We start from the raw sequence: 12,216 nt of genomic DNA, 5'->3' as shown, positions 1-12,216 counted from the left end.
TATGTACCTGAGAAAGATAAAAAGGCCGTTGTTGAAGATCTCAAGCCAGTTTATAAGGCGAATAATCAAGAACAAGGCTATGAAAAACTATTGGAGTTTGAAGATAAATGGGGTAAAAAATATCCGCTTTCAGTAAAAAGCTGGCTGGATAACTGGGTGAACCTTTCTACCTATTTTGAATATTCAGCAGAGATCAGGAAAGTGATTTATACGACTAATGCAATTGAAGGGATGCACCGGCAGATTAGAAAAGTAACCAAAACCAAAGGTGCTTTCACTTCGGATCAAGCACTCCTAAAATTAGTATATCTGGCCTTCAGAGAGCTATCTAAGAAGTGGACAATGCCAATGCACAACTGGGGTTTGACAATGTCCCAATTGTATATTAAATTTGGGGAACGACTTAAAGCCTTCGGCGACTTCTTCCTAGGTGGAGGCTGACCGCCTCCACCTAGGAAGAAGTGGTGTTGACACAGTTCGCTTTACACTCCCGGGTATTTTTGTTTATGGAGTTATCTAAACATATAAATCTTCTTTCGATCCATCAAAACTTGCAGTTGACATTCAGGATCTGGCTTTTACAATTGATCCTAAATCGCTTAAATTTCATTTGAGGAGCCTGTGAACAGAGGCAACCCTTACAATCATTATCTTGATATCAATATAATTCCACTTCATAGACGATAAAACGGCAGTATCTTATTTCATTATAGCGTCAACTTTTTTATTAAGTTCTTTGATAGTATCTTTTGGAGTGGATATTTTCACGGCATAGCAGATAACAGCAAGGCCAGTAACTACAGTCAATGTAGTCGCAATTTTTTCCGCAAATTTTAAGTGAACTAAAACACATATAACTCCCCATAAAACAATAGCAGTAATAAATAATGCTGTATACCAGTCGTCCGTAGATAAGGTCTTAAATAAAAAAATATTCACGATTACATAAGCAACTATTGCTCCTACGAGTGCCCAGGTATTAATCTTATGGGACTTGACTTCGAAAAATATTTTCGGATCATAACCTAGGTTTTCGCAAACATCCTTGAATTCTTGGGAATCCCCTTCAAATCTACCGAACTTCATTTGCATTGGCTTTAGGTGGACTAAGTATTGTTTTTACATCATCCGTAATCTTCTCATATGACCATTCATATGGATTGGTATCCTTAATGATTAATATTTCATCTGTTATCATGATCATATTTGTCCCCTTAAATCTTGGCCCATCTATTGGATTGAATCTTAAAGCAGGCAGACGTTGACTCAAAACGTTTTCAATACTTGGAAATCCATCGTAATAATTTTCTTGAAATCCCGGATTATTTTTAAAAGAGAGACTGATCACAGCACCAAATTTGCCACAGTTATATACTTTAAAATCTAAACCAAGCATAGGTTTTGCGACTTTTCTTAGTTCATCTCGCAGCCTGTGCACGTATTTTCTAATTGGGGAAGTATCCATTTATTTTTATTTTTTGTAATATCTGAAATTTACAGAGAATGTTTACAATCTTCATCAAAACTTATTCATCGCGATCGGATCAGGAACAAATTATAGTATGCAATACAGGTCTTTGTGTTAATAATTCTGAATTTGGTCTTTTGAACAGATCAGGAATTAATTCTATGAAAAACATTTTATGATCATAGCATTACAATGAATAAACTTCATTATTAGCTGTCTGCTCCTTAAACTTAACTTCTTTGAATATGCAGTTTGGTTCTTTTCTATATCTTAGTCAAATTGGATTCTCAGTTCCATGATAGCCATCCTGATATTTTTTATAGTGTGAAGAGGTGTCTTCAATTCTTCAACCGTCTGTCTCCAAATGGATATATCCCAAAATAAACCATATCTATTAAGACATTACATTTTTGTTAATTCATGAACCAAGTCTTTAATCAATATCGATTCAGTGGTGCGAGGTAAAATTTATAGCCTGTCCTTAAATGAATCAAAATGCTGTTCGATAAAACCCCGTTCATCTCCTAAAACTGATCAATATTCAATTTCCCTTTTGCCCTCTTTTCTCATAACATTTTCCTCATTAACCGCCCTTATCAGCATTAAAAGCCGTACAAAGGGTTCATTTAGACCCTCCTCAGCTCCCAAAACTTATCATAATTCATTCGGATCTTAAAGCTCTTTCACCAAAACATTTTCCTCATTAACCGCCCTAACCAGCATCAAAAGCCTCATAAAGGGTTCATTTAAGCCCTCCTCAGCTCCACACAGGCCTCTGAGATCATCTCAGAGGCTTTTTTTTGCTGTTTCATAATACCATAAATTCTATACATGATGCTGATCTCATATATAGGAAATGGCACTTTTCTATACATGAGATCAGCATCATGTATAGAAAAGTGCCATTTCCTATATATGATAATTATTTAACACTCACATTTGATAGAAAATCAAACAGGCTTTTATTGATATAGTAATTATCTTTCCATAGCTTTTCCTTATGCAAAATGCCTATACTAGTGAGCTGTTCAAGGTATCGGGTAGCAGTGATTCTGCTCACGTCCAATTCTTCCATTACAAATTCAATTTTGGTATATGGGTGCCTAAAGATATTATTCAATAGATCTTGACTATAAAGTTTGGGCAGTTCGCTTCTTATTTTTAGTTTGTGACCAAGCATTAATTCTTTTATACCTTCAATAACACGAATGGCTTGCAAGGAAGTTTGTTCTACACCTTCCAGTATAAAAAGTATCCATTCTTCCCATGAATTTTCACTCCTTACTTTCTGCAATAGTTTATAATATTCAGATTTATTTTGATTTATAAAGCGGCTAAGATACAATATGGGAATATTTAATAGCCCCTCTTTTACAAGAAAAAGGATATTAATAATTCTTCCAGTTCTTCCGTTTCCATCATAAAATGGGTGAATACTCTCAAATTGGTGATGAATAACAGCCATTTTAACAAGTGGATCCCAATCGCTTAGATTGTCATCATTTATAAACTGCTCCAGGTCATTCATTAATTCCTGTATTTCTTCAGGATGTTGCGGAGGAGTATATACTACTTCTCCTGTTTGTTCATTTTTCAAGGCTGTACCAGGAAGTTTACGAAAACCAGCACTATTTTCTTCAATGATAGCCTGAATATTTAGGATTTGATTATTGGAAATGAATCCATTTTGTTTTACTACTTCAAACCCAGTACGTAAAGCCTGAACATAATTATAAACTTCTTTGGTAGAAAGACTTCTGAAATCATCAGAGGAAAAATCTGATTGATATAATTCATCATGCGTTGTGATAATGTTTTCTATAGCAGAACTATCTTTAGCTTCCTGTAAAGCTAAAGTACTAATCAAAATGTTTTCATTAGGAATGCTAGAGGCAACACCTTTCATTTCTGCTAAGGCGCTTCGAGCTGCGGCCGTTTTCTTCAAAACAGCTTTTGTCTCAATGTTTAACCCTATTGGAAGCCTCAGTTTTTTGTATTCCATAATTATCTATTTTGAGCTTTATTATAGTGGCGCATCTTTATTGGAACTAAGTTACATAAAATGTATTTTTATTTTTGTTTACAAAAGGCAATGCCCAAATTATAGACATAAATAATTGCTACAAATTATTATCAATAAAACTCATCTTTTTTGGAGCTCAATAGTACTCGTATTGTTATCCTTATTCTGTTATTGCGCATATGATGAATTGCTTTATAAATATGGTTTCATTTCTACCACCCCACTGCTGATATGTTTATCCTTAATTGGAATAACCATTTTTCAATCTTTTATTCGGAAATTTTATCCGCCAATATTTATAGGATTAATAGTTCTAATCCCACTATTGTCAACTATTTTCACTAGCCAGTTATTATTTAAAGCTAGTTTGCGAGATGATCTATCTGGTGTAGAGCTCATTTTAAGAAAAAATCAAAAATTAGTGATACAAGTCCATCTGGAAGTGAGGAACATGGAGGCAATTATAAAATTGTAAAAGACAAAATCATTCTTCAGAATAGATCGGAAAAAGACAATAAATTTATTCCTGATACGCTAACAGTTTATAAAAATAAGTTGATTATGTATTATGATAATAACGGAAATCCAGATACATTCTTTGCTAGATATTGAAATAGAAAGAAATCAGCTATACTCTAAATGAATATCTATTAATGAAAAAAGAGAGTTCGATACAGCCCCGCTCATCTCTAAAAACTGCTCAATATTCAATTTCCTTTCCTAAAATATTTTCCTCATTAACCGCCCTAACAAGCATCAAAAGCCTCACAAAGGGTTCATTTAAATCATCCTCAGCTCCACCAGGGCATTTGAGATGATCTCAGAGGCCTTTTTGTATTAGAGAAAAATTTAGCTAAATTTGTTAAAGGCATAAACAAAATACTATGAGCGCTGTAGAATTATCATTTGGACAATTAACAGATGCTCTGAGTAAATTATCACCTTCTGAAAAACTGGACTTAGCGACTCAATCTGGGCTGAGGATATGAATATACCAATAAAGCATCAGAATATTGTTAATGAAAGAATTTCGGAATACAAAGCCAATCCGGAAATCTTACTAGATTGGAATGCTGCTTCAAAGAATCTTAAAGTTAAATAATAATGCCATCTTATAAAATTAAAGTCTTTCCAGAGGCTTTAACTGATATCCAAAAAACAACAGATTGGTGCAATGAACAGTCTTATGGATTGGGTAGTCGATTTCAATAGCAAGTCATAAAACAAATAAATAAGCTTAATAACACAGCTAACATTTACACAATTCGCTATAACGATGTTAGGTGTATGGTGATTAATCAGGATTTACAAGTTGTCTCAAAATCACATCTCGCAAATGCGCTTCGTTTTCATCACCCCAGTGTCCTAATTGTGCAATCACCGGGATTAGTGTCTTGCCAAATTCGGTGAGGCTGTATTCTACTTTTGGAGGTACTACGGGAAAAATTTTTCTGGTCACCAGTTCGTGCTCTTCTAATTCTTTTAACTGAATATTCAAAACTCTACGTGAAGCATCTGGAATTTTGCGCTGTAATTCGCTTGGGCGTTGATGACCCTGATTAATAAACCACAGCAAACGTATTTTCCATTTTCCGAAAAGAACTTCACCGATTAGATCAAGTCCACAATTCAAATTCGGTATTATCTTTCTTTCGTACATAGTATAAAGTTATACTTATGTTCCATATTGTGCAATAGGGGAAAAATTTATCCCTATCTGAATCGTAATTCCGTAATTGTGCAAACTGTATTTACTTCCCAATTTGTCATGTAAACAATTCTTAAAAATGGAACAATTTAATTTCAACAATGAGTTATCAGGCAAGATTGCCCTGGTGACGGGAGGGACAAAAGGAACCGGAAGAGCAATTGCGGAAAGGCTTTTGCAAGCTGGCGCGACGGTTATAATTACCGCGAGAAATACACCCGAAAAAGAGAACAAAAAACTACACTTCATTCCTTCCGATCTGAGTAGGGCAGAAGGAGTCCGAAAAGTAACCAGCGAAGTGCTGTCAACTTACGGCAGGCTTGATATTCTGGTGAACAACGTTGGTTCTTCGCAAACACCGGCTGGAGGCTTTGCCGCCTTAAATGATGAAGACTGGGAATCCACCCTGCAGGCAAACTTGCTTGCGCCTGTTCGATTAGACAGGGGATTTTTACCGCAAATGATCGCTCAAAAAAATGGTGTTATTGTCCACATTGCGTCAATCCAGGGCAGGTTGCCTTTGTATGATTCCACGTTGCCCTATGCGGCCGCAAAAGCGGGATTGATCAACTACAGTAAAAGCTTATCAAATGAAGTTACGCCTAAAGGTGTACGCATACTAACAGTTTCGCCAGGATGGATAAAAACCACTGCGGTTAAAGGTTTTTTGGAAAGGATCGCTCAAGGATCAAATGTTTCCCTGGAGCAGGCCGAGCAAAGCGTAATGGATGCGCTTGGGGGAATACCTTTCGGCAGACCTGCCAAACCTGAGGAAGTAGCGGAACTAGTGGGCTTTTTGGTTTCACCAAGAGCTAGTTATCTAACAGGAACTGAATTTGTTATCGACGGTGGCACACTGCCAACAACTTAATCGTTTTAAAATAAAAAAATGGATTTACCAAAAGTAATAGCTGATTTAACAACAGCACAAAACAATTTTGATAGCGTTGCCTATGCCAAATGTTTTTCCGAAGAGGCGTTAGTTTTTGATGAAGGCAGAACACACAGCGGAAGAAAAGAAATAGAGCAATGGATAGGGGATGCCAACAAACGGTACGAAGCTACCATGAAACCCCTCAGCTTTGAAGAAAACGAAACGGAGAGCATTTTAAAAGCAGAAGTTTCAGGAAATTTTCCAGGTAGCCCTATATTGATGAGCTATCATCTGAAAATATCACATCAACTGATACAGTTGTTGAAAATTACCGGATGAATTGGAATGGCTTATTTAGCCATTCTTTTTTCTTCATCTTGGTCTGGAATCTAATAGGTTTCTTGAGCAATGAATTTTCACGTTTCATGGAGGAAATATTAGGAATAGTAATATTAGACAACGTGCCAGATGGAAACCAGTCACCAAATGATCTCATTAACACTTTTCAATGTGATCAACTGTAGCCCTGCATCATTTCGAAGGTGTTTTATAATTTTATTGAATGACCCCATTCTCATATTAACCTTAATTTCCATTAGTGCGTTCGTCTTATTATCAGAAAATATAATAAGGTCGTAGCACTTTCTGAGTAACGAGAAATACCCAAGTCTTCTATCATCAAATTGATTATAGAAACCTCTTGCATAGTCTAGATATTTAAACTTGCGAAGGTCAACGTCAATATTTTTGTCCCAGGGGAAGAAGAATATTACTCTCATTTCTAGATTATCTGTAATCTCAGCTCTACTACTGAACTTTGAGAAGAATACAAAGAAAAGTACTACCGCAACTGGTAAATAGACAGCCAAAACGTAAATGTTGAGTTGTTGAATCAGGAATGTAACTATTAATGCTACAGGTAAAATAATTAATAGATAGGTGTTAAATGGAAATCTGGATTTATATATTAAATTTCCATTTGAAGTTAATTTTGACATAGTCTTGAAATTTCTTTTTTAGTTGCCTCCACGATTCTATCTGGCGTGATTAAAGAGGGAGAATCTGATGAAATAATATCATAGTAAGTCATTACGGTTCCGACAAGATCCAATGATTTACCTATTCCTTTCAAAATCTTACCTGATGCTTTTGTTAAACTGGAGATGGTTTTACCATTTTGTAAATAACTGGCACTGCGCCAGATTTTATCAGGTCTGTTATTTAATTTATTTAGATATTTTGCCCACTCGATTTTTACATTGGCACTGGTTCCAAAGGAGTAGCAAGCTGTTCCAAAGCCCTTTACTATAAGAGGGCTTCCCTCATCTATTATATAATTTATTCCACCTTTGACCATTCTTAATAAAGCTCCAGGCTGCTTTTTAAGAGGATCTATTAAATAAATAACGGATTCCCTTGCATTAGTATCGACATGTATACATCCATTGATTATGGAATAGATAATTATAACTTCGCTATCTGGCCTTTTATTAAAATATATTTGACTCATTTCATTTATGCTGGGGATCTGTTTACATATCTTTTTATAAATGATGTCTGCAAACGGCTTTATTGCTGAAGAATTATTAAAGGGGTTAGAGGTCAATTGGAAATGGCTGTTTTACATCAATTAGAGGTTAAGTTAAAATAAAATTAGATATTAAATATGATGTCAGTTAACACTATTTGTCGCTAAACCTATCAAAACTTATGCCTCAAAGTAATTTTTGATCAATTTCAGGTAATTATTATCATACTTGGTTACGAAGGGGAGTTCATCACTCATCTTCTATCTAGGAAATTTTGCAATATCAAATTGTTAAAGAAGTCATTATTAAAACTTCTTTTAATCTACCAATTCTAAAAATACAAATCATCAAGATCATCTCAGCGGCATTTTGTTATAAGAAATTTGGCTAAACTTTGTAGGTAATTAAAGAAATCATATGGTGGTTGTTAATTCGTTTCCTGGGTAATTAAAAGATTTCGTAGAACAAGTTATTCTCCTCTCAACAAATAAAATCAGACAATGCAGTTCTGGCTGAAGGTTAGAGCTAATAGGCCTTGGAATTGATGTCGGCACTAATGTCCACTAAACAATTCCAAAATACCCTCTAACGAACCTTCTGAATGCATCATCTCACCATTGTCCAGTGATTCTTTGGCGGCTGCAGAAGCCCTTTTACGCATGTTCGCCTCGTAAGCTTCAATCGCTTCGTAAATACTGTCGTAATCCGCGGAACTAAGACGCTCGCTCAGCTCAAGCGCATCCAGCATCGCCATATTTACACCTTCTCCGGCAAATGGCGGCATTACGTGCGCAGCATCTCCAAGCATGGTAAGATTGGACATGGTTTGCCATGACTGATCCAGGGGCATACAATAAATCGGACGGGGAATAACTGGCAGCTCTGTGTTTTCGAACAGCTCTTCCCAAACAACAGCCCATTCGCTGTACTTTTCCTTAAACCAGGTTAACAATTGATCGCGGTTCCCATAATCAATACCATTAGTATTCAGCCATCCCTCATCTGCTTTAAAGCTGGCATAAAATCCAATCTCTCCATCAGCCTTTTGGCCTAAAAGCAAATTCTGTCCCTTGCCGAAAGCCATGATTTTACCGCCTTTTAGCAGGTCATTAATTCGTGGAGCATTCTTCGCGGCATTCAGGATATTCCCCTCCAGCATAAGGATACCAGAATAAAATGGCTTGATATCAGTTAAATAGGGGCGGATTTTAGAGTTCGCTCCATCTGCGGCTATAACCAGATCTGCATAGACCACTGACCCATTGCCAAAAGTTAATGACCAGCCCTTGTCCTGTTTCTCCATAGTGACAAACCTGCTGTCCCAGATCACGGTACCTGCCTTCAATGATTCAAGCAGGATTTTCCTGAGCATCCCTCTGTCTATCTCAGGCCGGAAATGTGCATCACCGAAATTTTCTTCAGGCTTATACTCATGATCGCTGAAAAACACCTCAGCTTTTGGGTTCATGATCAGTTTCTTATCTGCGCCAGCCATAAAGCTGGCTTTGAAGGCATCTAACAAGCCTGCTTTTTTTAATGCCGCAAGACCTGATTCTTCATGTAAATCCAGTGGTGAACCCTGTATCCGTGCATCTTTATTTAAATCCCTTTCGTATACTTTTACTTCTGCTCCCTGTAATTGGAGCAGTTTTGCTAAAGTCAGTCCCCCTGGCCCTCCGCCGATAATTGCGATTTGTTTATTCTGTAATTCCATGTCTTCGTAAATTGATGACACAAAACTATCGCTCTTTCAATAGCGATAATAGTACAAATCGGTCGTCTTTGTTTTTTGATAAGTCTTTGGGCAAAACACCTGAGTATTTTTTGATTTCTTTGATAAAATGGCTTTGATCGCTGAAATCAAGTTCAGGAAAAAGCTTGCCTACGGCGATGTGTGCCAGTGAAGTCCTGAAACGCAGAATATCGCAATAGGCTTTCAAAGACAAACCAAATTTTGCATTAAAATATCTGTTCATTTGTCTGCTGCTCCAGCCTGTTTTCCCGGAAAGCTCAGCAACGCTCAATTCTCCATTAGAAGCATAGATCATTTCGAAAAGCTTCAGCTTTCTTTCGTCAACTTTTGCAGGCAGATGTTCTCCAATCTTTTCCATAACAAAATTCTTGAAAGTCTCCAGATCGGTAAAGTGCTCTTTGCGGTTGCCCCAAAAGTTATCAGGAAGTTCCCTTGCAGAATTCAGTATATCAGCAATACTGGTTTGCATAATATATTCCATCCCCAGCGGGGTGAAACTCAAAGCATATGCGGACATACCTGCCGGAGCTATCCTTTTCTCCGGTTCGGTCTCCAGGCCCATCAGCAAAACCTTGAATTGTCCTTCGGCATTAAACATGAAAAACAAATCGATCCGCCCGTCTGGCAGAACAACTACTTCCTTCTCTGAGGATGAGAAATTGCCAAACATTCCTATACTTTCTATAAAAATTGAAAGTTCCTTTTCAGGTGCGACAGAGGTGTATTGAAAGGTATTTGGCATATTCAAAAGTAGTAGTTTTTACTATCCCATCATCAGGTAAACTGGTAAAGATAAACTGTCAAAAAATTAACCGCTGGCCAGCGCATTCTTGTTATATCTGGTCCTGTATCTCAATGGGGATATGCCTGTGATTTTTCTGAATACCTCACGGAACGCCTTAAGGTCGGAATAGCCAACATCGTACATTACCTCGTTAATCGTTTTCCTGCTTGTTTCAAAAGCCTTTTTAGCAGCTTCTACTTTGACACGCTGGGCATACTCCAGGGGAGTATTTCCGGTAGCTTTTATAAACCGCCGGTCAAAGCTGCGCCTGCCAATGGCGAAACTTGCTGCCAGCTGTTCAACAGATATCTTTTCTTCTGGTTTGCTTTCTATATATACCTGAGCCTGCCTGATAATTTCATCGCCATGTGATCGCTGTCCACTGAAGATAATGTAAGAGGACTGGCTTTTCCTATCCATTTCAATCTGAAAAACCTTTGAGCAATAGATTGCGGTTTCCCGGTCATAATACTTCTCCACCAGATAAAGAATCAGATTCAGAAATGAATAGGCACCACCATTTGTATAAATGCCTTCCTCATCTGTGATGAGCTGGCCGGTTTGCAGCTTGATTTTAGGATATAGTTGCTTCAGCTGATCTGCGGCCGACCAGTGTGTTGAGCAATTTTTGCCATCGAGTATTCCCGCTGCGGCAAGCAGGTAAGCGCCGGTGCACATGCTGGCAACCCATGTCCCATCCTGATACCGCTCACTTATCCAATCTATTAATTCAGCATTGACCTTTATTGCCTGATCATAATTGTGGTTAAGAGAAGGTACAATTATCAGGTCAGTTTTGTTGATTTCAGCGATATGCTTATGTGGTCTGGCAGTAAATAGACCGCCATAGAAATCCACTTCTCCCGACATGCCAGCGAGTTCAATCTTAAATACTTCTCTTCTGCCTGCTTCTTTGAAATAAGCATTGGCGCGGCTAAAGATTTTATAAGCACCAACAATACTGCTCAGGTTGTTCTCTCCGTTGGGAACGACGATCGTGAGATGTTTCATAAGGAATGGTTTATAGTAAAGATAAAACTTTAAGGTGTCCGGATCAACCCGTCATATTGTCTATATTACACCCCCTAAGTCATACTGTCCGGCCACTATATTTGGTTTATGAAAAATAACGCCAGAAATACAGGAGAACTTTTACCGCTTTACTTTGCGAAGAAATCAATTAATATATTGCTGCTGGCCTGCTGCAGTTTAAGTTTTTATCCCTGCTATTCCCAGCAAAACGAATATAAAAAGGGTATTATGAAAGCAGATGAAACGACCAAACAAGTCCAGATCCGTCCGGAGGAAAGAATCTTTGCCAGCCGGTTATTAAATGAGACTGCGGCAGGAGTTACCTCCTCAATAGAAGGTTTAAACAAAGCGCAATTGACATTTAAGCCTGCAGCCGACAAGTGGAGCATTGATGAATGCATAAAACACATTGCAATTGCAGAACTGAACCTTTGGGAGATGGTAGTTGAAAGCTTAAAACAGCCTGTGGACCCTGAAAAAAGAAAAGGAATCAAATTTACAGATGAACAGTTGATCAATGCGGTTAAAGACCGTTCTCACAAATCGAAAACTTTCGAAGCATTGGAGCCCGCTAACTCTCCTTATGCTACCGCTGCTGAAGCCCTTGCCGCATTTCAGAAAAACCGCGCAAGATTAACCACTTTCGTAAAAAGTACTTCTGAGGATCTGCGCAACCATGTGTTGGTATTGCCAATTGGTACTTATGATGCGTATCAGTTTATCCTTTTAATCGCTGCTCACAGCAACCGCCACACGCAACAAATCAGCGAAGTAAAAGCTCACATTGATTTTCCAAAGCCTTAGTCGGCCTACATCAGATATCTTTTCAACACAGTTGTCTTACAATCTGAATTATTTTGGACACTATGTATATTTGCTCCTAATTTAAAAGTTCAAAAAGATATATTGCGGTATAGATATCTAAATATCTTTATATTAAGATACAAAGAACGTGGTTTAACACCTTTGCTTCCAGTGGATTGGCAAAGAATTACCTTGATGGCATTGAATCGCTGCTATATCATAGATCGGCAGTATATTTTTA

General features: G+C 37.5%; 13 protein-coding genes. 4 read left to right on the top strand and 9 right to left on the bottom strand.

Annotated features, from left to right (window positions below; genetic code table 11):
• Positions 1–441: transposase (locus FN831_RS02820; protein ID WP_142526666.1), on the top strand; the 441-nt coding region annotated here is incomplete at its 5' end.
• A gap of 258 nt (positions 442–699) precedes the next feature.
• On the opposite strand, the gene FN831_RS02815 is transcribed toward FN831_RS02820, so the two are convergent.
• The 4 genes from FN831_RS02815 to FN831_RS02800 form a co-directional block, all read right to left on the bottom strand.
• Positions 700–1,086 carry a hypothetical protein gene (locus tag FN831_RS02815; protein WP_142526665.1) on the bottom strand — a complete coding sequence of 129 codons (387 nt, stop codon included), beginning with the start codon at positions 1,084–1,086 and terminating at the stop codon, positions 700–702.
• Positions 1,073–1,465, bottom strand: coding sequence for a hypothetical protein (locus FN831_RS02810; RefSeq protein WP_142526664.1), 393 nt, complete (start codon positions 1,463–1,465; stop codon positions 1,073–1,075). Before FN831_RS02810 ends, FN831_RS02815 begins: the two co-directional genes overlap by 14 nt.
• Positions 1,466–2,390: 925 nt before the next feature.
• Positions 2,391–3,470: a Fic family protein gene (locus FN831_RS02805; protein WP_142526663.1), complete on the bottom strand. Its 1,080-nt coding sequence runs from the start codon at positions 3,468–3,470 to the stop codon at positions 2,391–2,393.
• Between the two features lie 1,315 nt (positions 3,471–4,785).
• Positions 4,786–5,151, bottom strand: coding sequence for a winged helix-turn-helix transcriptional regulator (locus tag FN831_RS02800; RefSeq protein ID WP_142526662.1), 366 nt, complete (start codon positions 5,149–5,151; stop codon positions 4,786–4,788).
• A 127-nt stretch (positions 5,152–5,278) separates the two neighbouring features.
• Between FN831_RS02800 and FN831_RS02795 the strand changes: the two genes are divergently transcribed.
• Both FN831_RS02795 and FN831_RS02790 read left to right on the top strand, forming a co-directional pair.
• A complete protein-coding gene (locus FN831_RS02795) occupies positions 5,279–6,070 on the top strand; it encodes an SDR family oxidoreductase (protein WP_142526661.1) in 792 nt (263 codons plus the stop codon).
• A gap of 18 nt (positions 6,071–6,088) precedes the next feature.
• Complete coding sequence (locus tag FN831_RS02790; RefSeq protein ID WP_142526660.1) at positions 6,089–6,412, top strand: nuclear transport factor 2 family protein; 324 nt, start codon at positions 6,089–6,091, stop codon at positions 6,410–6,412.
• Positions 6,413–6,552: 140 nt separating this feature from the next.
• Here FN831_RS02790 and FN831_RS02785 read toward each other — a convergent pair whose 3' ends face one another.
• The 5 genes from FN831_RS02785 to FN831_RS02765 form a co-directional block, all read right to left on the bottom strand.
• The gene (locus tag FN831_RS02785; protein ID WP_142526659.1) at positions 6,553–7,071 is read right to left on the bottom strand and encodes a hypothetical protein; all 519 of its coding nucleotides are present in this window, start codon (positions 7,069–7,071) and stop codon (positions 6,553–6,555) included.
• Entirely contained in the window at positions 7,059–7,679 is a 621-nt protein-coding gene (locus FN831_RS02780) for a hypothetical protein (RefSeq protein ID WP_142526658.1), read from the bottom strand. The genes FN831_RS02785 and FN831_RS02780 overlap by 13 nt, the downstream gene beginning before the upstream one ends.
• Before the next feature lie 476 nt (positions 7,680–8,155).
• Positions 8,156–9,316, bottom strand: a complete 1,161-nt coding sequence (locus FN831_RS02775; RefSeq protein ID WP_142526657.1) for an FAD-dependent oxidoreductase — start codon at positions 9,314–9,316, stop codon at positions 8,156–8,158.
• Positions 9,317–9,341: 25 nt separating this feature from the next.
• Positions 9,342–10,097, bottom strand: coding sequence for a helix-turn-helix domain-containing protein (locus FN831_RS02770; protein WP_142526656.1), 756 nt, complete (start codon positions 10,095–10,097; stop codon positions 9,342–9,344).
• Between the two features lie 66 nt (positions 10,098–10,163).
• Positions 10,164–11,150 carry a GlxA family transcriptional regulator gene (locus FN831_RS02765; RefSeq protein WP_142526655.1) on the bottom strand — a complete coding sequence of 329 codons (987 nt, stop codon included), beginning with the start codon at positions 11,148–11,150 and terminating at the stop codon, positions 10,164–10,166.
• 108 nt (positions 11,151–11,258) lie between these two features.
• On the opposite strand from FN831_RS02765, the gene FN831_RS02760 reads away from it, so the two are divergent.
• Complete coding sequence (locus tag FN831_RS02760) at positions 11,259–11,975, top strand: DinB family protein (RefSeq protein ID WP_142526654.1); 717 nt, start codon at positions 11,259–11,261, stop codon at positions 11,973–11,975.
• Positions 11,976–12,216: the final 241 nt, after the last annotated feature.

Source organism: Pedobacter westerhofensis, assembly GCF_900182595.1.
Classification (GTDB): Bacteria; Bacteroidota; Bacteroidia; order Sphingobacteriales; family Sphingobacteriaceae; genus Pedobacter; species Pedobacter westerhofensis.
The sequence above is the reverse complement of the archived record's forward strand: the minus strand, read 5'-3'. Positions and strand labels throughout refer to the sequence as shown.

Coding starts and splice junctions, on each gene's coding strand:
- FN831_RS02815 (WP_142526665.1), bottom strand. CDS start 1,086: ATGAAGTTCGGTAGATTTGAAGGGGATTCCCAAGAATTCAAGGATGTT.
- FN831_RS02810 (WP_142526664.1), bottom strand. CDS start 1,465: ATGGATACTTCCCCAATTAGAAAATACGTGCACAGGCTGCGAGATGAA.
- FN831_RS02805 (WP_142526663.1), bottom strand. CDS start 3,470: ATGGAATACAAAAAACTGAGGCTTCCAATAGGGTTAAACATTGAGACA.
- FN831_RS02800 (WP_142526662.1), bottom strand. CDS start 5,151: ATGTACGAAAGAAAGATAATACCGAATTTGAATTGTGGACTTGATCTA.
- FN831_RS02795 (WP_142526661.1), top strand. CDS start 5,279: ATGGAACAATTTAATTTCAACAATGAGTTATCAGGCAAGATTGCCCTG.
- FN831_RS02790 (WP_142526660.1), top strand. CDS start 6,089: ATGGATTTACCAAAAGTAATAGCTGATTTAACAACAGCACAAAACAAT.
- FN831_RS02785 (WP_142526659.1), bottom strand. CDS start 7,071: ATGTCAAAATTAACTTCAAATGGAAATTTAATATATAAATCCAGATTT.
- FN831_RS02775 (WP_142526657.1), bottom strand. CDS start 9,316: ATGGAATTACAGAATAAACAAATCGCAATTATCGGCGGAGGGCCAGGG.
- FN831_RS02770 (WP_142526656.1), bottom strand. CDS start 10,097: ATGCCAAATACCTTTCAATACACCTCTGTCGCACCTGAAAAGGAACTT.
- FN831_RS02765 (WP_142526655.1), bottom strand. CDS start 11,150: ATGAAACATCTCACGATCGTCGTTCCCAACGGAGAGAACAACCTGAGC.
- FN831_RS02760 (WP_142526654.1), top strand. CDS start 11,259: ATGAAAAATAACGCCAGAAATACAGGAGAACTTTTACCGCTTTACTTT.